The sequence below is a fragment of the Streptomyces sp. NPDC087422 genome (genome assembly GCF_044744145.1).
Lineage (GTDB): Bacteria > Actinomycetota > Actinomycetes > Streptomycetales > Streptomycetaceae > Actinacidiphila.
The window spans coordinates 1-24,858 of record NZ_JBIUXT010000021.1 but is presented as its reverse complement, the minus strand read 5'-3'; the positions used below and the strand labels follow the sequence as shown (position 1 = coordinate 24,858).

The following is a 24,858-nucleotide window of genomic DNA, read 5'->3' as shown; positions in this document are numbered from 1 at the left end:
CGCTCCCGATCGGTGCTCACCGGGCACCGACGGGCACCGGCCGAACAACACATCGAACGCCGAACACCCCTTGGCCCCGTATCCAAGTGGAATCCAACGTACCCAAGGCGGCGGCCCGTGTTGAGAGGGGAAGTGTGCTGGTTCGGTCACGTGCGGGTCACCGCGACGGCACAGCCGCCGATTCCACCCGGATGCCGCGCAACCCGGCAAGGACACAACCCCTCCTAACGGATAGTCGGCGACCTATTGGATACAAGTGGTGGGTCCCGAACAAACGCCGTAAAAGCAGCGAATGGGCTCGAACGCGTCGAACACCGCGGAGAACACGACGACTTCGCGTGGCGCGGAGCACCCGAGCCCTCGAAGAACCTTCGAAAGGCAAGGCACGTCATGCAGCAGAGCCGCACCACCGGTACTCGTACCCGTACCGTCCGCCGTATCGCCCTCACCACGGCCGCGGTGGCGCTCGCGGTCGCCGTACCCGCCGCCGCGGCGCAGGCGCAGTCCCAGCCGCGGACCGCGTCCCACACGACCGGGCAGTCCCGCACGACCGGGCACGGGCACGCGGTCGCGCACCAGGCGCCCACGGCGCACAAGGCCCACAAGGGCGCCAAGGCCGAGCCGGTGATCGGCTCCGGCAGCCCGCAGTCCACGACGGGCCGCGTCGCCGACTTCTACGGGTCCTACATCGACGCCGTCTGGGACACCGACAGCGGCCACCTCGGCGCCGACCTGCGGTCGCACTTCCTGACCAAGGGCCTCCAGAAGAAGCTCGCCGCGTGGGAGAAGAAGAACCACGCGGACGGCGTGCTGCGCGCCCAGGACGTACCGACGGCGTGGCGCGTGACGTACGCGGGCAGCGGCGCGGGACACGCCTTCACCAATGTGCGCCTGACGTTCGGCGGGAAGGGCCACGAGACGTACCAGACGCTCAAGGTGCGGTCGGACCTGGCGACGAAGAAGATCTCCGACATCAAGTAGCGCGCGGGGCCCGCTGATTCGGTCCTTCGGACCGGCCGGCCGCGGAGTACGTCAACCCGCGTGCTACAGCTCGCCCTTGCGGGTGAGGTGGTGGAAGGAGACCCAGCCGGGCAGCACCGGCAGCCAGAAGGTCAGCAGCCGGAAGAAGAGCACGGCCGGAGTGGCGACCTCCTTCGGCAGCCCGGCGGCGATCAGGCCACCGGTGAGGGCGAGTTCGACGGCCCCGACGCCACCGGGGGTGGGCGCGGCGGACCCCAGCGCGTTGCCCGCGAGGAAGACGACGGCGATGGCCGCGTAACTGAGGTGGCCGCCGAAGGCCCGTACGCAGCCGTCCAGGCAGATCACGAAGGTGACCGTCAGCATCAGCGTGCCGCCGATGCCGGTGATCAGCTTCGCGGGCCGCTGGAGTACGTCCAGCATGCGCGGCACGACTCCGGCGAACAGCGCGCGTACCCGCGTCGAGACGAACTTCCGCAGCGCGGGCACCGCCGTGACGACCAGCACCAGCACGCCCGCGGTCAGCAGCCCGGCCATGACCGTACGGGACGGCGACAGCGACGGCGTCTTCTCCGTACCGGTGATGAAGCCGAACGCCATCAGCAGCACCACGTGCGAGCCGAGGCCGACGAGCTGGGAGGCGCCGACGCTCGCCACCGCCAGGCCGGGCCGTACGCCCGCCTTCTGCAAGTAGCGGGTGTTGAGCGCGACACCGCCGACCGCGGCCGGGGCGACCAGCTTCACGAACGACCCGGCGACCTGCGCGAGCACCGTCTTCACCAGCGACAGCCGCTCCGGTACGAACCCGGAGAGCGCGCACGCGGCGGCGACGTAACTGGCCGCGGAGCCGAGGACCGCGATCACCGCCCACCGCCAGTCGGCGTTGGCGATGGCGTCGCCGATCGGCACGGAACTGAGCTGGGACAGCAGGAAATACGCGGCGAAGGCGCCCGCGATCACCGTGATCAGCGTGCGCGGCTTGATGCGTTCGAGACGGACCGGCTCGACCGGCGCCTGCGGACGGATCAGCAGCACCTGCTGGCGGATGAGGGAGAGCAGGTCGTCCTCGCGGGCCTCCTCCAGCGCGTCCTCTATGGCCCGCTTCTCCGCCTTGCTCTCGGCCTTGCGCTCGGCCTTCCGGCCCGCCTTGAGCTTGCCCGCCTTGAGGTCCCCGGTCTTGAGGTCCCCTGCTCTGAGATCCCCGGTTCTGAGATCCCCGGCCTTGAGGTCCCCGGCTCTGAGGTCCCCTGGCGGCACCGCCGCCGTCGCGCCGCCGTGCGCCACATCGGCGCCGTGCGCGCGCTCCGCGGCCCGTGCCTCCTTCTCCGCCGCCGACGCCGCGAGCACCGCGTCCCGCTCGCGCTGCGCGCGGGCCCGCCCGAGCACCTTCAGACGCGCCCGGGTCTCCCGGCTCAGCGCGATCGGCTGGAGCAGCGGCAGCGAGTTGGCGACCCGGTCGGGACCGAGCACCGCGAGCCCCGAGGCCACCGCGCGCTCGGGCCCCACCCGCAGCGCCAGCGTCGTCAGCATCTGCGCGATGTCCATCCGCAGCACGATGTCCCCGGCCGCGATCTCACCGCCGCGCAGCTCGGTCAGCACGACCTTGCCGGAACGATCCACCAGCAGCGACTCACCGACCAGCCGCCGGTGCGCGATCCGCCGCGACTGGAGCGCCCGCACCTGCGTCCACGCCTCGCGCAGCAGGTCGTCGGTGATCTCGTCGTCCGCGAGCGAGTCGAACCGCCGGCCGCCGATGTGCTCGTAGACCAGCATCACCGCGTCGGGGCCCAGCTCGGAGGTGGCGATCAGCTTCGGCGCGTTGGCCCCGGCGGCGATGGCCGCGTACGCCAGCAGCGCCTCCTGCTCCAGCGCCTGCCGCAGCGACAGCAGACTGCGCCGCTGCGTGATCCCGCCGACCAGGGCGAGCCGCCGCCACAGCCGGTAGAAGAAACCGTGCGCCTGCTGCTCCCGGTCGACCACCGTGACGTCCAGCGGCGGGCCGTCCTCCAGCGTCACCAGATACGCCCGGCCGCGGTCGGAGTCCGCGGTCTCCGGGCCGTCCAGCTCGACCCGGCGCGCGGTCTGCGGCGCGAAGCCGACCCGGCGCAGGCCCGCGAGCAGGTGCTGCCCGGTCGGCCGGACGTTCGGCGAGCCGACCGCATAGACCGTGCCGTAGGCGACCGTCCAGCCGATCAGCACGGTCACGGCGATCGAGAACGGTGTCGTGTAGCCGCCGACCAGCACCGCGAAGGCGTCCAGCAGCAGCACGAACCACAGCGCGACCCGCCAGCGCGGTCTGCGCGCCATCCCGACCGCCGTCACATAGGCGATGACGGGCGCGAGATAGCCGTGCACGGGGTCGGTGAGGCCGGTGCCGCCGGGCGCGCTGTGGGTCAGCGCCTCCTGGATCGGATTCGGCGCGGAGCTGGTCACCCACAAGTCGGTGGCGAGCGCGGCGCCGTGCGCGAGGACGGCCGCCAGGACGCCGTCGGCGATCCGCAGCCCGTCCCGCTTGACCAGCCGCTCGATCGCGAAGGCGACCGGCACGATCAGTACGGCGATGCTCGCGGTCAGGCCCGCGAAGGACGACAGGGCGTCGGGCGCGTGGTCGGCGCCCTTGGAGATGTCCGTCTCCAGGCCGGTGGTCGTCGCGTGCGCGAAGCCCGCGATGGCCAGCACGACCGCGATGCCCAGCAGCCCGAACAGGAAGCGCATCAGGTCGGCGGGGCGGTGCACGCGGGCGGCGAGCAGCGGTTCGTCGACCAGGACGGTGCCGGGTCCCGGCCCTGGGGTCAGGGTGGGAGCGGGGCCGGGGGCGGTGCCGGACGCGGTGTCCGGGGTCTTCTCGGGCGTGGCGCCGGACACCGTGCCTGGCGTGGCGCCGGACGCGGTGCCGGACGCGGTGTCGGGTGTGGCCTCGGGCGTCGTGTCGTCTGCGGCGGCCCGGTCGGCGTCCGGGCCGGTGTCCGTCGCGGGTTCGGCCACGGCGTCACGCGTGGTGTCGGGCACGGGCAGGTCGGACAGGCGCGCCCTGTGGGCCCCGTTCGCGGCCGGCGCGGCGGGGTGCGCGGGCAGCGCGTCGGGGGCGCGGTCGGCCGGTCCGGCCTGCTCCGCGCCCGGCTGCTGCTCCCCAGCCGTCTCTTCTTCTTGATCTCGTATCACCAGTCACCGCCCGGACGATGGTGGCATGAGAGGTCTGCGAATGGGACCGGAACCCCCCGTTGTCGGTGGTCTGGGGCAGGATTGTTCGGATGAGCGAGGAGTACGACCCCGGTGCCCCCACGGAGTACGCGGAGCGGGTGCTGGACACCGTAGAACTGATCCCGCCCGGCCGCGTGATGACATACGGCGATGTCGCGGAATACCTGGGCGAAGGCGGTCCGCGACAGGTCGGCCGGGTCATGGCGCTGTACGGCGGCGGCGTGACCTGGTGGCGTGTCGTGCGCTCCGACGGGACGCTGCTGCCCGGCCACGAGCTGAGCGCGCTGGACGCGTACCGCGCCGAGGGCACCCCGCTGCGTGAGCGCGGCCCGGCCGCCGAGGGGCACATACCGCGCGTCGACATGCGCAGGGCCCGCTGGGACGGGGGCGCCGCCGACCTCGCGGGGGGCGGCAGCGGCTGACGGCCGGGGACTCATGTCCTCCAGCTTCCGTCATCGGCGCCGCCGCGATGGCATCGGCCGTCCGTACGGAGTACATCCCGCGCGTGGCGTAGCGTCGACAGCTCCCGTCCGGGAACGCGATCCCGGCGGCGTACGTGACCCGGTACGCGGTCCCGTGCGCGTCCCCGTACGACGGCCAGAGCCCGCGACCGACTACGTGACCGACCCCGCGACCGGTCCTGTGACCGACCTCCTGCCCGAGCTTGTGCCAGAGCCCGCGGCAGAATCCGTGACCGACCCCATGACCGACTACGTGACCGATCCCGCACCCGAATCCGTACGCGCATCTGATCCTGGCCCCGACAGAACCGGCGAACCACGTGACATCCTCCTCGGTCTCCTCCGCCTCCTCCGCCACCTCGGCAGTGCCGCACCAGGCGCACCGGGGTGCGGGCGGCGGGTACCGGTTGGTGCGGACGCCGCCGGTGGCCGCGACGCCTCCTGTGCTGGACGCGGCACAGCGCGCGGTGGTTGAGCACGGGCAGGGGCCGCTGCTGGTGCTGGCGGGGCCCGGCACCGGCAAGACGACCACGCTCGTCGAGGCGGTCACGGCGCGGGTGCGGGCCGGGACGGATCCCGACCGGATTCTCGTGCTCACCTTCAGCCGCAAGGCCGCCGTCGAGCTGCGCGACCGGCTGGCGGCGCGGGCGGCGGCGGAACCCGACGGTCCGGGCGGCGCGACCGGCGGAGTGGTGGCGCCGCATGCCACCACCTTCCACTCCTTCTGCTACGCCCTGGTCCGCGAGCACCAGGCGCCCGAGCTGTTCGCCGACCCGATCAGGCTGCTGTCGGGACCCGAGCAGGACCTGCTGGTCCGCGAGCTGCTGGCGGGAGAGGCCATGCTCGAACGCGACGGGCGCGGCAAATTCCGCTGGCCGGACGACCTGCGGGCCGCGCGCACCACGCGCGGATTCGCCGACGAGGTGCGCGCGGTGGTCGCGCGCAGCCGCGAACTGGGGCTCGGCCCGCGCGCCCTCGCGGACTTCGCCCGCCGCATCGGGCGGCCCGACTGGACCGCGGCGGCGGCCTTCCTGGACGAATACCTGGAGGTCAGCGACCTCCAGGGGGTCATCGACTACACCGAACTCGTCCACCGGGCCGCGCTGCTCGCCGAACGCCCCGAGACGCACCGGGAGCTGGCCGGGCGGTACGACGCCGTCTTCGTCGACGAGTACCAGGACACCGACCCGGCGCAGGTACGGCTCCTCCAGGCGCTGGCGGGGCAGGGCCGCACGCTGGTCGCCTTCGGCGACCCCGACCAGTCGATCTACGCCTTCCGCGGCGCCGACATCAACGGCATCCTCGACTTCCCCACCGACTTCCCGCCCCGCGACGCCAAGGCCGCCGCCGTCCGCGTCCTCACCGTCTCCCGCCGCGCCGGGGCCGAACTCCTGGACGCCACCCGGCGGCTCACCACCCGCATGCCGCTGCCCAAGCTGCCCGCCGCGGCCGTACGGCAGCACCGCGCGCTGCACGCCGTACGGTCCGACGGCGCGGTCGCCGTCCGCACGTATCCGACCTCCGGCGCGGAACTCGACGGTATCGCCGACACCCTGCGCCGCGCGCATCTCGAAGACGGCATCCCCTGGCACGACATGGCCGTCCTCCTGCGCTCCGCCTCGCCCCTCCCGGCCCTGCGCCGCGCCCTCACCACCTCCGGCGTCCCCGTCCACCTCGACGCCCCCGACATCCCCCTCCACGCCGAGCCCGCCGTCGCCCCCCTCCTCCTCGCCCTCCGCCTCGCAGCCGAGTCGGCTGCCCCTGAGCCCCCCACCCTCCCCGGCGCCCCGGGAACGCCCGGCGGGGACGCAGACGCCGCTCGGCTTGGCGGCTTGGGAGCGTCCGGCGAGAACGCAGACGCCGCTCGGCCGGGTGGGCTGGGAGCGCCCGGCGGGGACGCGGACGCCGCTCTGCCCGGTGGGCCCGGAACGCCCGGCGGAGGCGTGGACTCCGCTCGGCCGGACGGCCTGGGAGCGCCCGGCGAGGACGCGGACGCCGTGCTGCCCGGTGGGCTGGGAGGGCCCGGCGCGTACTCGGCGTCGACGGCCGGCCCCGCCGAGCCCGGCCGATCGTCGGCCACCCTTTCCGGGCCTGCGCCGTTCGGCGGCCCGCAGGGGCGGGGTGAGGTCGCTGCTTCGTCGGCGGCACCCGACGGGTCTTCGCGGGGCGACGGGCGGGGGGTGGGGCGGGTGGTTGTTGGGGTGGAGGACGCCGTCGCGCTGCTGACGTCGCCGTTGGGGGGGATGGACGCCGCGGATCTGCGGCGGTTGGGGCGGGCGTTGCGGGAGGAGGAGCGGGCCGCGGGCCGCGCGGTACCGCGGGGGTCGGACGAGCTGATCGCGGAGGCGGTGGGGGAGCCGGAGCGGCTGGTGGCGCACGACCCGGCGTATGCGCGGGGGGCGCTGCGGGTGGGCGGGCTGCTGAGGGCCGCGCGGGACACGCTGGCGGGCGGCGGGACGGCGGAAGAGGCGCTGTGGGGCCTGTGGGACGGCTCGCCCTGGCCGGGGAGGCTTGAGCGGGCGGCGTTGCGGGGCGGGGCGGGCGGACGCCACGCCGACCGTGACCTGGACGCGGTGTGCGCGCTGTTCGAGACGGCGGCGCGGGCCGAGGAGCGCACCGGCGGCCGGGGCGCGCTGAACCTCATCGAGGAGCTGTCGGCGCACGACATCGTCGCCGACACGCTCGGCGGCCCGGCCGTACGCCCCGACGCCGTACGCCTGATGACCGCGCACCGGTCGAAGGGCCTGGAGTGGCGGCTCGTCGTGGTGGCCGGGGTGCAGGACGGCGTCTGGCCCGACCTGCGGCGGCGCGGCTCGCTGCTGGAGGCGGACCGGATCGGCACCGACGGCCTCGCGCCGCCGCTCAGCCAGGGCGCGCTCCTCGCGGAGGAACGGCGGCTGTTCTACGTGGCGGCCACCCGCGCCCGCGAGCGCCTGCTGGTCACGGCCGTGAAGTCGGCCAACGACGACGGCGACCAGCCCTCCCGCTTCCTGGCCGAGCTGGGCGTGCCCCCGCAGGACGTCACCCACCGCTCGCGCCGCCCGCTGGCCGTCGCGGCGCTCGTCGCCGAGCTGCGGGCCACCACCGTCGACCCCGCCGCGTCCCCGGCCCTGCGCGACGCCGCCGCGCGCCGGCTGGCCACGCTCGCGGCGCTCAACGACGACGGGTACGCGCTCGTGCCCGCCGCGCACCCCGACCGCTGGTGGGGCCTGTACGAGCCGACCCGCTCGACGGTCCCGCTGCGCGACCGCGACCAGCCCGTCGTCCTGTCCGGCAGCGCGCTCGACCAGCTCGCCAACACCTGCGCGCTCCAGTGGTTCCTCGGCCGCGAGGTCAAGGCGGAACCGCCGTCCACCGCCGCCCAGGGCTTCGGCAACGTCGTCCACGTCCTGGCCGACGAGGTCGCCTCGGGACGCGCCCCCGCCGACCTCGACGTCCTGATGGAACGGCTGGACTCGGTCTGGGACGCCCTCGCCTTCGACGCGCCGTGGAAGTCCCGGCAGGAGAAGGAGAACGCCCGCGCGGCCCTGGAGCGCTTCCTGCGCTGGCACGTCATGGAGCGCGGCCGTACCCCCGTCGCCACCGAGCACGGCTTCGACGTCACCTTGGAGGCGGGCGACGCCCGGGTACGGATCCGCGGCAGCATGGACCGCGTCGAGACCGACGCCGAGGGCAACGCGTACGTCGTCGACTTCAAGACCGGCCGTTCCAAGCCCACCGCGGCCGAGGTCACCCACCACCCGCAGCTCGCCGTCTACCAGCTCGCCGTGCGCGAAGGCGCCGTCGACCCGCTCTTCAACGACACCCGCCCGCCGTCCGGCGGCGCCGAACTCGTCCAGCTCAGGCTCGGCGCGACGCGCAAGGAGGGCGGCGAGACCGTACCGGCCGTGCAGCGCCAGGAACCGCTGGCGGGGGAGTGGGCGCAGGAGCTGCTGGCCGAGGCCGCGGGCCGCGTCCTGGACGAGCGCTTCACCCCGTCCACCGGCCAGCACTGCGCCAACTGCGCCTTCCGGGCGGCCTGTACGGCGCGACCGGAGGGACGCCAGGTGGTGGAGTGAACGACGGCCGCGCCCCGGTGCGAGCGACGGCCGTGCCCCGGTGTGAGTGACGGCCGCCGTACGGGCCGCCCAGCGTGCGGACGGCGGTGTCGTACGGATCGCGGAATGAGGGGTTCCGCCGCCACGGCTGTCGGCGGAGCCGGATAGCCTCACCCGAGTGGCAACCCCCCTCACCGACCCCGAGCAGCTCAAGGAGCTGCTGGGCATCCCGTTCACCCCGGAGCAGATGGCGTGCGTCACCGCACCCCTCGCGCCGGGCGTGATCGTGGCCGGGGCCGGGTCGGGGAAGACGACGGTGATGGCCGCGCGGGTGGTGTGGCTGACCGGCACCGGACAGGTGGCGCCCGAGCAGGTGCTGGGCCTGACCTTCACCAACAAGGCGGCGGGCGAGCTGTCCGAGCGGGTCCGCAGAGCCCTCGCGCGGGCCGGGATCACCGACCCCGACCCGGACCCGGCGGCGGAGGGCGACCCCGAACACCCGCCGGGCGACCCGCAGATCGCCACGTACCACTCCTTCGCCGGGCAGCTCCTGAAGGACCACGGGATGCGGATCGGCCTGGAGCCCGGCGCGCGGCTGCTCGCCGACGCCACCCGCTACCAGCTCGCCGCGAAGGTGCTGCGCCGCGCGCCGGGACCGTATCCGGCGCTCACCAAGGGCCTGCCCGCACTCGTCGGCGACCTGCTGGCGCTGGAAGGCGAACTGGCCGAGCACCTGGTGCCGGTCGAGCGGCTGACGGCGTACGACACGCGCCTGGCCGAGGAGCTGGCCGACATCGACCCTGCCACGCGCGGCTACGCCTGGGCGCGCGAGGTGAAGCAGGCGGTACGCGCCCGGCTCGACCTCGCCGGGCTCGCCGCCGACTACCGGGCGGAGAAGCGCTCCCGCGACCTGCTGGACTTCGGCGACCAGATCGCGCTGTCCGCGACGCTCGCGCAGGACAGGGCCGAGGTCGGCGCGATCCTGCGCGACCAGTACCGGGTGGTGCTGCTCGACGAGTACCAGGACACCTCCGTCGCCCAGCGGCTGCTGCTCGCCGGGCTGTTCGGCGGCGGCACCGGACACGCCGTCACCGCCGTCGGCGACCCCTGCCAGGCCATCTACGGCTGGCGCGGCGCCTCCGTGGCCAACCTCGACGACTTCCCCCGGCACTTCGCCCACGCCGACGGCCGCCCCGCCGACCGCTACTCGCTCAGCGAGAACCGCCGCTCCGGCGGGCGCCTGCTCGACCTCGCCAACACCCTCGCCGTCGAACTGCGCGCCCGCCACGAAGGCGTCGAGGCCCTGCGGCCCGCCCCCGGCGCCGAACGCGACGGGCTGGTGCGCTGCGCCCTGCTGCCCACCCAGGACGACGAGACGGCCTGGCTCGCCGACTCCATCGCCCACCTGGTGCGCACCGGCACCCCCGCGGGCGAGATCGCCGTCCTGTGCCGTACGGCCGCGCACTTCGCCGACTTCCACGCCGCGCTCGTCGCCCGCGACATCCCCGTCGAGGTCGTCGGCCTGTCCGGGCTGCTGCACCTGCCCGAGGTCGCCGACCTCGTCGCCGTCTGCGAAGTCCTGCACGACCCCACCGCGAACGCCGCCCTCGTCCGCCTCCTCACCGGCCCCCGCTGGCGGATCGGCCCCCGCGACCTGGCCCTCCTCGGCCGCCGCGCCCGGCAGCTCGTGCGGTACGGGGCCGCGGGGGACGGGCGCGATCCGCTGGCGGCGGCCGTCGAGGGCGTCGACCCGGCGGAGGTGATCTCGCTGGCGGACGCGCTGGAGACATTCCTCGCATCGGCGTCCCCGGGGTCCGACGGGAGCGACGGCCCGGACGACGACCTGCCGTTCTCGCCCGAGGCACGGGTCCGCTTCGCCCGGATCGCCGCGGAGATAAGGGATCTGCGGCGCGCGCTCGCCGACCCGCTGATGGACGTGCTCCACCGGGTCCTGGCCGTCACCGGCCTCGAAGTCGAGCTGTCCGCGTCCCCGCACGCGCTCGCCGCCCGCCGCCGCGAGACCCTGCACGCCTTCCTCGACATCGCCGCGGGCTTCGCCGCCCTCGACGGCGAGGCCACGCTGCTGGCCTTCCTCGGCTTCCTGCACACCGCCATCCAGTACGAGAAGGGCCTCGACAGCTCGCTGCCCGGCGGCGAGAACACCGTCAAGGTGCTCACCGCCCACAAGTCCAAGGGCCTGGAGTGGGACGTCGTGGCCGTGCCGGGCCTGGTCGCCAAGGGCTTCCCGAGCGAACGCGGACGCGAGCTGTGGCCCGCCAACGCGAAAGTGCTGCCGCACGGGCTGCGCGGCGACGCGGCCACCCTCCCGGACGTGGCCGAATGGAGCCGCGCCGGGCTCGACGGCTTCCGCGCGGCCATGAAGGAACACCAGCGCGTGGAGGAGCTGCGCCTCGGCTACGTCACCTTCACCCGCCCGCGCTCCCTGCTGCTGGGCTCCGGCCACCGGTGGGGCCCCACCCAGAAGAAGCCGTTCGAGCCGTCCGCCTTCCTCGAGGCCCTGCGCACCCACTGCGAGGCGGGCCACGGCGAGATCGAGCACTGGGCGGAGCCCCCGGCCGAGGACGAGCAGAATCCGGCCCTCGCCGCCCCTGTCGAGCCCCCCTGGCCGCTGCCCCTCGACCCGACCGCCCTGGAACGGCGGCGCCGGGCGGCGAAGACCGTCCTCACCTACCTGGAGTCCGGCGCGGGCTCCGACCCCGGCGCGGATTCCCCGGCGCCGCTGCCGTACGAGCCGACGTACGAGCCGTCGTACGAGCCGGACGATCAGCCGGACGACGAGCCGCCGTACGACGACGTGGGTGACATGGGCGACGTGGGTGACGTGGACGACGTCGCGGACTGGGACGCGCTCCCCACCCAGCGCCCGCCGGTACGGGAGCCTGACGGCGTACGCGAGGACGTACCGGCGCGCGGCCCCGTGGCGCAGGACGCACCCGTACGTGAACCGGCACGGGACGGTGAACCGGCACGGGACGGTGAACCCGCACGGGACGCTGAACCCGGTCTCGTAGCGGAAGAGGCGCGGCTGGTGGCGTCCTGGGACCGGGACCTCGACGCGCTCGCCGACGAGCTGCGGCGGGCGCGGGCGGGCGTACGGGACGTGCCGCTGCCCGCCGCGCTCACCGCGACGCAGCTGCTGCGGCTGGCCGCCGACCCCGACGGTCTCGCCCGCGACCTGGCCCGGCCCATGCCGCGCCCCCCGGCGCCCGCGGCCCGGCGCGGCACCCGCTTCCACGCGTGGGTCGAGTCGCGGTTCGACGCCCGCCCGCTCTTCGGGCCCGAAGACCTCCCCGGCATCGAGGGCGACGACGACATCGCCGACGAACGCGACCTCGCCGCGCTCAAGGACGCCTTCCTGCGCGGTCCGTACGCCGACCGCACCCCGTACCGGGTCGAATTCCCCTTCCACCTGGTCCTGGCGGGCCGCGTGATCCGCGGCCGGATGGACGCGGTGTACCGGGACGGCGACCGCTACGAGATCCTCGACTGGAAGACCGGCCGCGCCACCGACGCCGACCCCCTCCAGCTCGCCGTCTACCGCCTGGCCTGGTCGGAGCACCAGGGCGTCCCGCTCGACCGCGTCACCGCCGCCTTCCTCCACATCCGCACGGCGACGGTCATCCGGCCGCCGGACCTGCCGGACCGGGAGGGTCTTGAGCGGCTGCTGGGCCCGACCGCGGGAAAGCGGGGCCCGACCGCGTAAATCGGGACCACCCCCGCCAAGCTAGGCTGCACGTATGTGCACGACCACCGGGAGTTGAAAGCAGCCTTGACCGGATTCGACGCTATGTCGCAACCGCTCGCCCTCACCCACGAGGGCGTCGACCGAGCCGCGCACCACCGCCTGGACGAGGCGTGGCTGGCCGCTGCCTGGAGCCACCCGACAACCCGCGTCTTCGTCGTCTCCGGCGGCCAGGTGCTGGTCGAGGACGGGCCCGACGGGCGTACGGCCCTGGTGATGACCCCCGCCTTCGACGCCCCGGAAACCGAGACGCACCGCTACTTCCTGGGCACGGCCCCGGACGGCGTGCGCTACTTCGCGCTCCAGAAGGACACCCTTCCCGGCCGGATGGACGAGGAGGCGCGTCCCGCGGGGCTGCGCGAGGTCGGCGGGCTGCTGTCGCCGCTGGAAGCCGGACTCATGGTGCACGCGGTGGCGCTGGAGAACTGGCAGCGGATGCACCGCTTCTGCTCCCGCTGCGGCGAGCGCACCGTCATCGCCGCCGCGGGCCACATCCGCCGCTGCCCCGCCTGCGGCGCCGAGCACTACCCGCGTACGGACCCGGCCGTGATCATGCTGGTCACCGACGAGGAGGACCGCGCCCTGCTCGGCCGCCAGGTCCACTGGCCCGAAGGCCGCTTCTCGACCCTCGCCGGCTTCGTGGAGCCCGGTGAGTCCATCGAGCAGTCCGTACGCCGCGAGGTCTTCGAGGAGGCGGGCGTCGTCGTCGGCGACGTCGAGTACGTCGCCAGCCAGCCCTGGCCCTTCCCCTCCAGCCTCATGCTGGGCTTCAACGCCCACGCCACCTCGTCGAAGATCACCGTCGACGGCGAGGAGATCCACGAGGCCCGCTGGTTCTCCCGCGAGGACCTGCGCGCCGCCTTCGAGTCCGGCGAAGTGCTGCCGCCCTTCGGCATCTCCATCGCCGCCCGGCTCATCGAGCTCTGGTACGGCAAGCCCCTGCCCCGCCCCGGCGCCAACGCCTGAGCCTGCTGCTGCGCCAACGCCTGAGCCCTCAGCGGCAGCAACGCCTGAGCCCGCCGCGCCTCACGGCGACGACGGGCTCGTACGTACGGTGCGGGTCAGGCGCCGATCTTCTGCTTCACCTGCGCCAGCGACGGGTTGGTGAGGGTGGAGCCGTCGGGGAACAGCACGGTCGGCACCGTCTGGTTGCCGCCGTTCGCCTTCTCCACGAACTTCGCCGACTCCGCGTCCTCCTCGATGTTCACCTCGGTGTACGCGATGCCCTCGCGGTCCATCTGGCTCTTCAGCCGACGGCAGTAGCCACACCAGGTGGTGCTGTACATGGTCACGGTGCCCGACATCGCTTCTCGCTCCTCGTCGCCTGCGGGTGAAGGGGGTTCTGCGCCAGTAGAACACCATGGCGTGAGTGGGCATTCCGGGGGGCGGCCGGTCGGCCGCGAGGGGGTTACGGGGCGGCTTGCGGGTGCGGGTCCAGGGGCAGGTACCGGCGTGGGTTCCGGTGCGAGGTTCGCGGCGGGTTTCGCGGGCGGCTGTGGATAACTTCGCCGGGGTGTCGGTCGGACCTGGCAGAGTGGCGGGGTGACTGCGACAACCCACGAATCGCTCTTTCCCGCGCAACCCGACTCCGCGGACGCGGTGCTCGCCGGACTCGACCCCGAGCAGCGCGCCGTCGCGACGGCGCTGCACGGGCCGGTGTGCGTGCTGGCGGGGGCCGGTACGGGCAAGACCCGGGCGATCACGCACCGGATCGCGTACGGGGTGCGGGCCGGAATCCTGCAACCCGCGAGCGTGCTCGCGGTGACCTTCACCGCGCGCGCGGCGGGGGAGATGCGGGGGCGGCTGCGGCAGCTCGGCGCGGGCGGTGTGCAGGCACGGACGTTCCACTCCGCGGCACTGCGGCAGCTCCAGTACTTCTGGCCGCGGGCGATCGGCGGGGAGATCCCGCGGCTGGTGGAGCGCAAGGTGCAACTGGTGGCGGAGGCGGGAGCCCGCTGCCGGATCAGGCTGGACCGCAACGAACTGCGCGATGTCACCGGCGAGATCGAGTGGTGCAAGGTCACGCAGACGGTGCCGGAGGAGTACGCGGCCGCGGCGGCCAAGACCGGCCGTGACGTGCCGCGCGACCCGGCCGAGGTGGCGAAGATCTACACCACGTACGAACAGCTCAAGCGGGACCGCGGGGTGATCGACTTCGAGGACGTGCTGCTGCTGACCGTCGGGGTGCTCCAGGACCGGCCGGACGTGGCGGACACCGTGCGGTCGCAGTACCAGCACTTCGTGGTGGACGAGTACCAGGACGTCAGCCCGCTCCAGCAGCGGCTGCTGGAGCTGTGGCTCGGCGGCCGGGACGACCTGTGCGTGGTCGGCGACGCCTCGCAGACCATCTACTCCTTCACCGGCGCCACCCCCGACTTCCTGCTCGGCTTCCGCTCCCGGCACCCCGACGCGACCGTGGTCAAGCTGGTCCGCGACTACCGCTCCACCCCCCAGGTCGTCGGCCTCGCCAACGGCCTGCTCGGCAAGGCCCGCGGCCAGGCCGCCGCCCACCGGCTGGAACTCATCTCGCAGCGCGAGGCCGGACCCGAGCCGGTGTACTCCGAGTACGCGGACGAACCCGCGGAGGCCGAGGGCGCCGCGCGCCGGATCAAGGAGCTGATCGCCTCCGGCGTACGCCCCAGCGAGATCGCCGTCCTCTACCGGATCAACGCCCAGTCCGAGGTCTACGAGCAGGCGCTGGCCGACGCCGGGGTGCCATACCAGCTCCGCGGCGCGGAACGCTTCTTCGAACGGCCGGAGGTGCGCGAGGCCGGGCTGCTGCTGCGCGGCGCCGCCCGCGCGTCCACCGACCCGGAAGAGGCCGACAACACCGTGCCGCAGCAGGTGCGCGCGGTGCTCAGCTCCCGTGGCTGGGCCTCCGAGCCGCCGGCCGGCTCCGGGGCGGTACGGGACCGCTGGGAGTCGCTGGCCGCGCTGGTCCGGCTGTCGGAGGACTTCGCGGCGGCCCGGCGGGACGCCACCCTCTCGGACTTCGTCGCGGAGCTGGACGAGCGGGCCAACGCGCAGCACGCCCCGACCGTCGAGGGCGTCACGCTCGGCTCGCTGCACGCGGCCAAGGGCCTGGAGTGGGACGCGGTCTTCCTGGTCGGCCTCACCGAGGGCACGCTGCCGATCACCTACGCCAAGACCGACGAGCAGGTCGAGGAGGAGCGGCGGCTGCTGTACGTCGGGGTGACCAGGGCCCGGCTGCACCTGTCGCTGTCCTGGGCGCTGTCCCGCTCACCCGGCGGGCGCGGCGGGCGCAGGCCCTCGCGCTTCCTGGACGGGCTGCGCCCCGGCTCCGCGCCGCGCGGCGCACGCGGCGCGGGCGCGGGCGGCAGCGGCGGCGCGGAGCGCGGCTCCGGCGGTCGCAAGCGGCGCGGCCCGGTGCTGTGCCGGGTCTGCGGCCGGACGCTGTCCGAGGCGGGCGAGATCAAACTGATGCGCTGCGAGGACTGCCCCTCGGATCTCGACGAGGCGCTGTACGAACGGCTGCGCGAGTGGCGGATGGAACAGGCCAAGGCGCTCGGCCAGCCCGCGTACTGCGTCTTCACCGACAAGACGCTGCTGGCCATCGCCGAGGTCAGGCCGGGCGGCGAGGCGGAGTTGTCGCAGATCGCGGGGGTCGGCGCGCGGAAACTCGACAAGTTCGGCGCGGACGTTCTGGCGCTGTGCGCGGGGGAGGAACCGGGCGGAAACGAGGCCGCCGAAGGATCTTCCGAAGAAACTGAAGAAGAGGCGGAAAAATAGTTTGCGCATCCCGAGGAAGTCCCCATAGCCTTCGGGAGCACGGTCGAGAGCGGCTCTTCCAAGAGCGGGTCTGATCGTGATGTACTAGCAGTCCGTTCCATCCGCACTACGACGCCGAGAGGAGGCGAGCCCAATGATCAGCATCATGACCACCGTGAAAATGACCGATCGTTCGGTCGTCGCCACCTGCCCGCTCGGCGTCTCGCCGCGTGCCACCCGTCTGTCCTCCGCCCTGCTCCCGGTTCTGCCGATCCGTGAGCGGAACGAGCGACCGATGCAGGCGCCCGCGGCAGCGGTAGCGGCGAAGGTTCTGGCGCATGCCTCTGCCTTCGCGGCGGCGGCCAACGGCGCCGGCGCTGGTACCGCCAAGGCTGCGATCGAGGCCAAGGGCGCTATCGACGGCTTCGCCAGCGGCGGCTTCGCCAATGGCAATGGACAGCAGAAGACGCAGCAGTACGGCAAGTGGGCCTTCCGCGGGCTCGAACCCTGGAGTGATCCAGCCTGATAACGCATCAGGTCGGCGCCTCAGGGCCGCGGAATCCCAGACCGGGATCCGCGGCCCTTCTGTTTTCTCTCCAGACAGAAAGCCTGTTCCGCAGGACAGGCAGAAACAGAAAACCGGCCCACCGGCCGGACCGACAGACGAGGAACGAACCAACCGTGCCTACCGCCCAGCACGCCCCGTCCGGACCCCAGCCCGACCTGAACCGCTCGCCCGCAGAAGCACACCACGACCCGGAGACTCCCTTGCTGCCCCTCACCGAGCTCGACGACGAGATCGAGCGACTCGGCGTGCCCGTCCCGTGCCGCACCTACGACCCGGAGGTCTTCTTCGCCGAGTCGCCGGCGGACGTCGAGTACGCGAAGTCCCTGTGCCAGACCTGTCCCGTCCGTGAGGCCTGCCTCGCCGGGGCCAAGGACCGCCGCGAGCCCTGGGGTGTCTGGGGCGGCGAGCTGTTCATCCAGGGTGTAGTCGTGCCCCGCAAGCGGCCCCGTGGCCGTCCGCGCAAGGACGCGGTCGCGGTATGACCGCCAGGAGGACCCGGCCGACCCGGAACGTCAGGAAGGCCCGCACCACCCGAAGCGCCACCACGGCGCATCTGCCCGGAACGATTGACCGCCCACTCACGCTCGACCCGAAGAATCAGGCCCCGATGAACCCCACACTCACCGAGATCCCCGCAGCCCGTACTTCCGACGCCCCCGCGTCGTACCAGAACAGGAACCTCGAAATGCAACTCATGCCAGAAGCACTGGCGCGTGCCCATATGCAACAGCGCCTGTACGAGGCCGAACACGAACGAAGGTCCGTGCGGCTGCTCGCCGCCCGCCGACTCCAGCGCCGTGCCGAACGCGCCTCGCTCCGTGCCCGCCGGGCACTGGCGATGGCCGTCATGCAGTAACCAGTCAGGCAGTTACCAACATTTGACGCGGGGCCGGTCCGAAAGGACCGGCCCCGCGGTGCGTTACGGCGACAAACGCGGCGCATGCGGAGGTATCGTCAACCAGTGGATCAGAAGAACTCTCAGACCACGACCACGACCACGTGCGCCCGCTGCGGCGAGACCCACGATGGCCTGCCGCTGACGTGGACCTGCTCCGTCGAGAACGGACACCGCGTGTACTTCTGCGTCACGTGCGCGCGCCAGCACCTCCGCAGCATCGAGAGCCGCCTCGACTCCGCGTGGTGGTAGCGCGGCTCCCAACCGCCGGCCGCCCAGCCGCCCGGCCGCCCCAGCACCCAGCCTTCAGCGCCAGCCGTCCGCCGCCGCCCGGCGTCCGTGCCCGCTCAGGCCGACTCCGCCGTGCCCTCGGGGTCGAAGCCGGGGAGCCACGCGTTGAGCTCGTCGCGGAGCCGGACCGTCGCGCCGAGCTGGCACAGCACCCCGACGGTGCTGAGGGTGACGCGGTGGATCAGCAGATAGGAGGGCGGCAGATTGAGCTGCTTGCCGAGCTGGTGCGCGGGTGAGCGCGGGTCGGCGATCCGGGCCGCCTGAGCGCGCATCCACGCCCGGTCGAAGGTGAACTCCTCGCGCCCGGCCGGCTCGATGATCGGCCGCAGATAGTCCAGCACGGCCTCGGCGTCCAGCTTGATCGTCGGCTTTACGAAACCCTCCTGGCGGAGCATCGCGTAGACCTCGTCGGCGTCGCTCTCCAGGGCCAGCCGCAGGGCGGTGCCGATCGGCAGCGGCAGCCCCTCCGGCAGCCGGTCGACGGTGCCGAAGTCCAGCACGCCCAGCCGCCAGCCCTCGGCGGGCCCGTCGTCGACCAGCAGCCGGAAATTCCCCGGATGCGGATCGGCGTGCAGCAGCCCGGTGCGGGCGGGCCCGGCGAACAGGAAGTGCGCCAGGAGCTGCCCCGCGCGGTTCCGCATCTCCTGACTGCCCCCGGAGATCACCTCCGACATCGGCACGCCGTCCATCCACTCGGTGACCAGCACCTCGTCGGCCTGGTGCACCACATCCGGCACGTGGACGTCCGGGTCCTCGGCGAACTCCTCCGCGTGCGCGTGTTGCGCCCTGGCCTCCAGGGCGTAGTCCAGCTCCTCCTCGACCCGCTCGCGCAACTCCACCAGCAGCGGCTTCACGTCCACCCCCGGCACCAGCGGCCCGAACAGCCGTGCCACCCGGCCCAGTTGCGTCAAGTCGGACAGCAGCGCGTCGCCCGCCCCCGGATACTGGACCTTCACCGCCACCTTGCGCCCGTCGCTCCACACCGCCCGGTGCACCTGGCCGATCGACGCGGCGGCGGCCGGGGTGTCCTCGAACTCGCTGAACAGTGAGCGCCAGTCCTTGCCCAGCCGCTCCGCCAGCACCTTGTGCACGGTGCGGGCGGGCATCGGCGGGGCGGCCTCCTGGAGCTTGGTGAGCGCCGCCCGGTAGGGCCCGGCGATGTCCTCCGGCAGCGCCGACTCGAAGACCGACAGGGCCTGGCCGAACTTCATGGCCCCGCCCTTCAGCTCGCCGAGCACCTTGAAGAGCTGTTCCGCGGTCCGCTCCTGCAACTCGGTCGCGACCTCGTCGGCCGGTCTGCCCCCCAGCCGCTTTCCCAGTCCGAGCGTGGCCCGTCCGGCGAACCCGAGAGGGAGCGCCGCCAGCTTCGCGGTACGGGTCACAGCCTTGCGCGGAAGATCAGACATGCGCCCCTCATTTCCCGTCGGTCACATGGCCATTGTGCCCCCCGCCACCGGCGCCCCGTCCCAGCGAGCACCGGTTGTCGTCGGCTCCGCCGCTTTGCCCCCGTCTGCGTCGCCCCAGGTGTCCCGGCCGTCCCGCGCCCCGCGGGCGGTCCCGGCACCGCACCCGCAGCGGCTGTCACCGGGCAGTGCCCTGACCTTGGTGGTGAGCCGGGACAGCGACATCTCCACCCGGCCGCCTACCCCCGGCGCGACCCGTCCATCCAGGTGCGCCAGCACGTGTCCGGCCGCCAGCCCGGCCACCGAGGTGGCCAGCGCGATGTCGCAGGCGGGCACTGCGGGCTGCCGCCCCGACCTGAGCTGGGCCAGCATCCGGGGCCAGGCCGGGTCCTCGTCGGCCAGCCGCAGCCCCAGGCACTCCCCGCACGCCGTCCGACCCGGCAGCACCAGCGGACCGACCACGCCCGTCCCCTCGACCACACCCGTGTAGAGATGCGGCACCCCGGAGGCGACCAGCCGCCGGGACTCGCCCGGATCCGGCGCCCAGGCGTCCAGCCCGTCCCTCGGCGCGATCACCACCACCGTGGCGCCGGGTCTGCCGCGCTCGCCCGGCGTCGTACGCGGACCCGGCGCCGCCCGCCGTACCGCGCCACGGGCCGCCGCGTCCCGCCGGTCCCCGATGTGGTCGGCCGGGATGCCGCAGGGGCCGGTGTCCCACGGCTCGACGCGCCCGCTGTCCAGCACGTCCACCGAGCCCACCCCGGCCGCCGACAGCACCGAGGCCACGGCGGCGCCGACCCGCCCGGCCCCGTGCACCCGCACCCGTGCCGCCCTGCGGTGCCGTATCCGGCCCGCCGCCCCGCCGGGACCCGGGTGGACCACCGAGAGCGCCGCCAGATCGGGTCTGAGCCGGTCCAGGGCCGCCGTCCGGTGCCGTACCGCCTCCGCCAGCGCGCTGTGCGCCGCCGCGTCGTCCAGCACGCCGCCCTCGGCGAGCAGCCCCAGCAGCCGTCTGACCTGCGCGGGCCCGAGGCCCAGCGCACCCGCGTCACGGGTCAGCGTGTCGGCGCCGCGCGTCCCGTCGAGCAGGTCGAGAAAACCGGCCGCCGCGCCGTCGACCGGCTCCAGCACCACCGCGTGCGCCGGGTCCACCCCGAACTGCACGCTCTCCCTGTCCCGCCAACTGCGGCGCAGCGCGCTCTTGAGCATGGGACGCATGACCGTCACCCCCGTCCATCCGTTCACTCGATCCACCGGGAGGTCCACCAGGAGGTCCACCGGGAGGTCCACCAGGACGTCCGCAAGAAGGTCCACCGGGAGAGCCGCCCGCCGGCCAGCCCGTCCCGTCCATCCGGCCCGCCCGGCGAAATTCCCCATTCCGACTTCCCTCGTCACTCTCCGTAAGCGACAGAACTCAGCATGCCATTTCCCGGCGAAACTCCCGGAGAGTTATCCACAGGTTGTGGGGGATAGTCGTTCAATATGCGTATGAAGCGAGGTGATTCCCATGCGAACCGGCCGGGAGACGGGACTTCCCGGACACGCAGCGGGTAACGTCGAAGGCGTGTCCGCCGATCCAGCGCGTAGCCTCTCCAGCCAGCCCGCAAGCGGCCTACGGACCAATGCGGTGGAAGTGCGCCGCAGTGCCCGCAGGCGCCGAACGGTTTCGGCATATCGCGACGGCGACCGAACTGTCGTGCTGATTCCGGCCCGAATGTCGGCGGCCGAGGAGCAGCGCTGGGTGACCACGATGCTGGAGAAGCTGGCGGCGCAGGAGAGCCGCCGGATGCCCGGCGACGACGAGCTGGCCGCCCGCGCGGAACGGCTGTCCGAGCAGTATCTGCTCGGCCGGGCCGTGCCCGACACGGTCCGCTGGGTCACCAACCAGAATTCCCGCTGGGGCTCGTGCACGCCCTCCGAGGGCAGCATCCGCCTGTCGCACCGCCTCCAGGGGATGCCCGAGTACGTCATCGACTACGTGCTGCTGCACGAGCTGGCGCACCTGCTCGTGCCGGGACACGGCCCGAGCTTCTGGCGACTGCTGGAGAGCTATCCGCGCACCGAGCGCGCCCGCGGCTTCCTGGAGGGCGTCGTGGCGGCCGACCGGCTGCCGCATCCGCCCGGTTCCCGCGAGGAATAGCCGCTGTCGGCACGACCGGTTAGCCTGTCGCCACGTCGGCGCGGCAGCACAAGCGCCGCATCGCGAGCGCAGCAATGAGGGGATGGGGGACGGTCGTATCCATGGCCAGGGAATTCCAGCGTGGCCACAAGGCCAAGATCAGTGATCTGACGGCGGGGACGGATCTGTATGTCGGTGTGCAGATCTCCGGCCCCGGCCTGACCTTCGACATCAGTTGTTTCGGGCTCGACGACAAGGAACAACTGTCGGACGACCGTTACTTCATCTTCTTCAACCAGCCCAAGTCGCCCGAGGAGTCGATCCAGCTCCTCGGCGCCCAGTCCGGCGACACCGAGTCCTTCCGTGTCACTCTCGACCGCATACCGGCGAACGTGCACAAGCTGGCCTTCACCGCGACGATCGACGGCAACGGGCAGATGTCGCAGGTCGCCCCCGGTTATCTGCGGCTCGTCGCGGGCGGTGAGGAAGTCGCGCGGTACGCCTTCACCGGCGCGGAATTCACCACCGAACGCGCCGTGATGGTCGCGGACATCTATCTCAAGGACGTGTGGCGTTTCGCCGCCGTCGGCCAGGGCTTCGACGGCGGGCTCGACGCGCTGCTGCGGAATTTCGGCGGCGAGGTCGCCGAGGACGAGCCCGCCGCGCCCGAGCAGGCCGCGGCTCCCGGTTTCGCGCCGCCCGGCGCCGTACCCGGCTTCGCACCCCCGCCCGGCCCCGCGGCGGCCCCCGCTCCGGCCTTCGGAGCACCCGCGCCGGCCGCCCCCGTACCGCCCCCGGCTCCCGCGCCCGCCTTCGGCGCGCCTCCCGGCCCGCCCGCCGCGCCCGCGCCCCAGGGCTTCGCGCCGCCGCCCGGCAACCCCGGCCTCCACCAGGCGCCCACCATGGTCGCGCCCCTGACCGCGCCGCCCGGCCAGGCTCCGCCGGGACAGCCGCCCTTCGGCCAGGTCCCGCCGCCCGGCGCGCCCCCCGCCGCCCCCGGATTCGGCGGTCAGCCGCCCTTCGGCCAGGTGCCGGGCCAGCCGGGTCCCCCCGGCCCGCCCGGCGGCGGCTACGCGGCCCCCGCCGTCCCCGCGCAGAACGCGGGCCTCGCCGCCGCCATGCAGAAGTACCGCGAGACGCCCACCGGCCAGCGCTGGACGCAGCAGAATCCGAAGATGATGCGCGCCGACCTCGGCCAGGGCGGCGGCCAGCCGGTCCTCGCCCGCCAGGGCAGCATGGTGCTCTACCAGGGCAAAGTCGATTTCGGCTACAAGGGTGCCGGTTTCACCGGCCGCATCGTCGGCAACGCCACGGGCCAGGAGATGCAGCTCATGCGCTGCACCGGCGGCGGCCAGGTCTTCTTCGCGGAGAACGCCGCCTATCTGCACCCCATCGAGCTCCAGGGCGACGCCATCTGCGTCTCGGCGGAGAATGTGCTGGCCTTCGACGAATCCCTCCAGCACGAGGTGCGCAGGATCGAGGGCCACGGCATCCCCGGCGGCGCCCTGTTCACCATGCAGTTCCAGGGCACCGGCACGGTCATCGTGAAGACGCACGGCACCCCCGTGGTGCTGCCCGTCACCCCGACCACCTACGCGGACAGCAACGCGATCGTCGCCTGGTCGGCCGCCTCACAGGTGATCGTCTCCAGCCAGGTGCGGCTGCGCAGGACCGCGTATCCCGGCCACAGCGGCGAGACCGTGAACCTCCAGTTCCGTGGCGCCCCCGGTAATTTCATCGTCGTCCAGCCCTACGAGGTGTGACCCGCCATGGACCAGCAGATGATCGCGGGCTACGCACCGGCACCGGTGGCCGCCCGGATGGAGAACCACGGCTCGTCGATGCTCAAGGTCGCCATGGTGACCGGCCAGGACCTCTTCGCGCGCACCGGCTCGATGGTCGCCTACGAGGGCTTCGTGCAGTACGAGCCCAACCCGCCCGCCGTACGGCAGATGGCCTCGGCCTGGCTGACCGGCGAGAGCGCCCCGCTGATGAAATGCAGCGGTGACGGCCTGCTCTACCTCGCCGACTACGGCGCCGACGTGGTCTGCCTCAATCTCAACAACGAGTCGGTCTCCGTCAACGGCACGAATCTGCTCGCCTTCGACGCGCACCTCACCTGGGGTGTCGAACGGGTCAAGGGGCTGGCCAAATTCGCCGGTCAGGGCCTGTTCAACGTCGGGGTCAGCGGTCAGGGCTGGGTCGCGGTGACCTCGCGCGGCACGCCGATCGTGGTCGACTGCGGCAGCGGCGCCGACGAGACCTACGTCGACCCGGACGCGCTCGTCGCCTGGTCGTCGGGGCTGAAGATGAAGGCCAAGCGCAGCTTCAGGGCCGGGGCGCTGATCGGCCGCGGCAGCGGGGAGGCCTTCCAGATCGCCTTCTCCGGCCAGGGCTTCGTGGTCGTCCAGCCCAGCGAGGACAGCACTGACCGTCTCCGGATCCGGGGCTGAGGGGGAGCGACACCATCATGCAGAGCCCGCTTTTCGCATTCACCGAGGTCCAGAACCAGGACCACTACACCCTGCAGAATTCCTACCTCCTGCGGGTCCGCCTCGACGGCAACACCGGCCCCGACTGCCTGGCCCGCAAGGGCTCGATGGTCGCCTACCAGGGCATGATCGAATTCGACGGCGAGTACCAGTCGCAGGGCCAGCGCGGCGCCCGCCGCCACACCGGCGAGGGCCTCGACCTGATGCGCTGCTCCGGGCAGGGCACCGTCTACCTCGCCAACCTCGCCCAGCAGATCCACATCCTGGACGTCGACCACGAGGGCCTGACCGTCGACAGCGCGTACGTCCTCGCGCTCGACTCCGGGCTGCACTGGGACGTGATCGCGGTGGACAGCCAGTTCGGCCTGTCCGGCACGGGCGCGTACAACCTCAACATCTCGGGGCAGGGCAAGGTCGCCCTGATGACGTCGGGCAAGCCGCTGCTGATGCCGGTCACGCCCGACAAGTACGTGTCCTGCGACGCGGACGCCGTCGTCGCCTGGTCGACCAGCCTGCGCGTCCAGATGCAGGCCCAGACCAGCAGCTCCTCCGTCTTCCGCCGCCGCGGCAACACCGGCGAGGGCTGGGAGCTGAACTTCGTCGGCCAGGGATACGTCCTGGTCCAGCCCAGCGAGCTGATGCCGCCGCAGAACGCGGTGATCGGCCAGGGCGTACGCGCCCAGTACGGCATGGGCCCGCAGGGCCACGGTCAGAACCAGGGCAACATCTGGTCCAACTGACCTCGCCGTACGAGAGCCGCCGACCTCGTCGTACGAAGGCCGTGAAAAGCCGCACAAAAGAGGTGGGGGGGGGGGGGCCCCGGGGGGGGCGGCCCCCCCCGTTCCGGCCCGGGGCGGGGGGCGCCGGGAGGCCCCCCGTCACGGCCCCCACCGCCCGGTAGGGGCGGGGTGGGCCCCCCCC

The 24,858-nt window shown here is 73.2% G+C and carries 18 protein-coding genes; 14 read left to right on the top strand and 4 right to left on the bottom strand.

All coding sequences use genetic code 11. The annotated features are described in order from the left end of the window. Window positions 1–390: 390 nt before the first annotated feature. A complete protein-coding gene (locus ACIO6U_RS35900; RefSeq protein ID WP_401306549.1) occupies window positions 391–981 on the top strand; it encodes a hypothetical protein in 591 nt (196 codons plus the stop codon). Window positions 982–1,044: 63 nt separating this feature from the next. Here ACIO6U_RS35900 and ACIO6U_RS35895 read toward each other — a convergent pair whose 3' ends face one another. Then, window positions 1,045–3,693, bottom strand: coding sequence for a YbhN family protein (locus ACIO6U_RS35895; protein WP_401725640.1), 2,649 nt, complete (start codon window positions 3,691–3,693; stop codon window positions 1,045–1,047). Window positions 3,694–4,229: 536 nt separating this feature from the next. On the opposite strand from ACIO6U_RS35895, the gene ACIO6U_RS35890 reads away from it, so the two are divergent. The 4 genes from ACIO6U_RS35890 to nudC all read left to right on the top strand — a co-directional run bounded on the left by ACIO6U_RS35890 (window position 4,230) and on the right by nudC (window position 13,406). Continuing rightward, a complete protein-coding gene (locus tag ACIO6U_RS35890) occupies window positions 4,230–4,601 on the top strand; it encodes an MGMT family protein (protein ID WP_355348662.1) in 372 nt (123 codons plus the stop codon). Between the two features lie 359 nt (window positions 4,602–4,960). Beyond that, window positions 4,961–8,698: an ATP-dependent helicase gene (locus ACIO6U_RS35885; protein ID WP_401725626.1), complete on the top strand. Its 3,738-nt coding sequence runs from the start codon at window positions 4,961–4,963 to the stop codon at window positions 8,696–8,698. 157 nt (window positions 8,699–8,855) lie between these two features. Next, a complete protein-coding gene (locus ACIO6U_RS35880) occupies window positions 8,856–12,401 on the top strand; it encodes a UvrD-helicase domain-containing protein (RefSeq protein ID WP_401725623.1) in 3,546 nt (1,181 codons plus the stop codon). A gap of 84 nt (window positions 12,402–12,485) precedes the next feature. After that, window positions 12,486–13,406: an NAD(+) diphosphatase gene (nudC, locus tag ACIO6U_RS35875; protein ID WP_355348668.1), complete on the top strand. Its 921-nt coding sequence runs from the start codon at window positions 12,486–12,488 to the stop codon at window positions 13,404–13,406. A 95-nt stretch (window positions 13,407–13,501) separates the two neighbouring features. Here the strand turns inward: nudC and ACIO6U_RS35870 are convergent, their stop codons facing one another. Continuing rightward, on the bottom strand, window positions 13,502–13,744 hold the full coding sequence (locus ACIO6U_RS35870; protein WP_355348671.1) for a mycoredoxin: 243 nt from the start codon (window positions 13,742–13,744) through the stop codon (window positions 13,502–13,504). Window positions 13,745–13,982: 238 nt separating this feature from the next. On the opposite strand from ACIO6U_RS35870, the gene ACIO6U_RS35865 reads away from it, so the two are divergent. The 5 genes from ACIO6U_RS35865 (at window position 13,983) to ACIO6U_RS35845 (ending at window position 17,884) form a co-directional block, all read left to right on the top strand. Next, window positions 13,983–16,190, top strand: coding sequence for a UvrD-helicase domain-containing protein (locus tag ACIO6U_RS35865; RefSeq protein ID WP_391044315.1), 2,208 nt, complete (start codon window positions 13,983–13,985; stop codon window positions 16,188–16,190). A 133-nt stretch (window positions 16,191–16,323) separates the two neighbouring features. Further along, window positions 16,324–16,695 (top strand): hypothetical protein, encoded by a 372-nt coding sequence (locus ACIO6U_RS35860; RefSeq protein ID WP_355348677.1) that lies wholly within the window; start codon window positions 16,324–16,326, stop codon window positions 16,693–16,695. Between the two features lie 155 nt (window positions 16,696–16,850). Beyond that, entirely contained in the window at window positions 16,851–17,219 is a 369-nt protein-coding gene (locus ACIO6U_RS35855) for a WhiB family transcriptional regulator (protein WP_391044318.1), read from the top strand. A gap of 125 nt (window positions 17,220–17,344) precedes the next feature. Continuing rightward, window positions 17,345–17,593: a hypothetical protein gene (locus ACIO6U_RS35850; RefSeq protein WP_188283322.1), complete on the top strand. Its 249-nt coding sequence runs from the start codon at window positions 17,345–17,347 to the stop codon at window positions 17,591–17,593. Between the two features lie 105 nt (window positions 17,594–17,698). Further along, window positions 17,699–17,884, top strand: a complete 186-nt coding sequence (locus ACIO6U_RS35845) for a hypothetical protein (RefSeq protein WP_223187396.1) — start codon at window positions 17,699–17,701, stop codon at window positions 17,882–17,884. Between the two features lie 95 nt (window positions 17,885–17,979). On the opposite strand, the gene ACIO6U_RS35840 is transcribed toward ACIO6U_RS35845, so the two are convergent. Together ACIO6U_RS35840 and ACIO6U_RS35835 are read right to left on the bottom strand one after the other, a co-directional pair. Then, window positions 17,980–19,329 carry an ABC1 kinase family protein gene (locus ACIO6U_RS35840; protein ID WP_401725616.1) on the bottom strand — a complete coding sequence of 450 codons (1,350 nt, stop codon included), beginning with the start codon at window positions 19,327–19,329 and terminating at the stop codon, window positions 17,980–17,982. 21 nt (window positions 19,330–19,350) lie between these two features. After that, entirely contained in the window at window positions 19,351–20,544 is a 1,194-nt protein-coding gene (locus ACIO6U_RS35835; RefSeq protein ID WP_401725637.1) for a ThiF family adenylyltransferase, read from the bottom strand. A gap of 289 nt (window positions 20,545–20,833) precedes the next feature. Between ACIO6U_RS35835 and ACIO6U_RS35830 the strand changes: the two genes are divergently transcribed. The 4 genes from ACIO6U_RS35830 (at window position 20,834) to ACIO6U_RS35815 (ending at window position 24,677) form a co-directional block, all read left to right on the top strand. Continuing rightward, window positions 20,834–21,466, top strand: coding sequence for a M48 family metallopeptidase (locus tag ACIO6U_RS35830; RefSeq protein ID WP_355348687.1), 633 nt, complete (start codon window positions 20,834–20,836; stop codon window positions 21,464–21,466). Between the two features lie 101 nt (window positions 21,467–21,567). Then, complete coding sequence (locus ACIO6U_RS35825) at window positions 21,568–23,208, top strand: TerD family protein (RefSeq protein ID WP_355348690.1); 1,641 nt, start codon at window positions 21,568–21,570, stop codon at window positions 23,206–23,208. 6 nt (window positions 23,209–23,214) lie between these two features. Further along, a complete protein-coding gene (locus ACIO6U_RS35820; RefSeq protein ID WP_188285752.1) occupies window positions 23,215–23,898 on the top strand; it encodes an AIM24 family protein in 684 nt (227 codons plus the stop codon). A gap of 17 nt (window positions 23,899–23,915) precedes the next feature. After that, window positions 23,916–24,677 (top strand): AIM24 family protein, encoded by a 762-nt coding sequence (locus ACIO6U_RS35815; protein WP_355348694.1) that lies wholly within the window; start codon window positions 23,916–23,918, stop codon window positions 24,675–24,677. The last annotated feature ends 181 nt before the right edge of the window (window positions 24,678–24,858 follow it).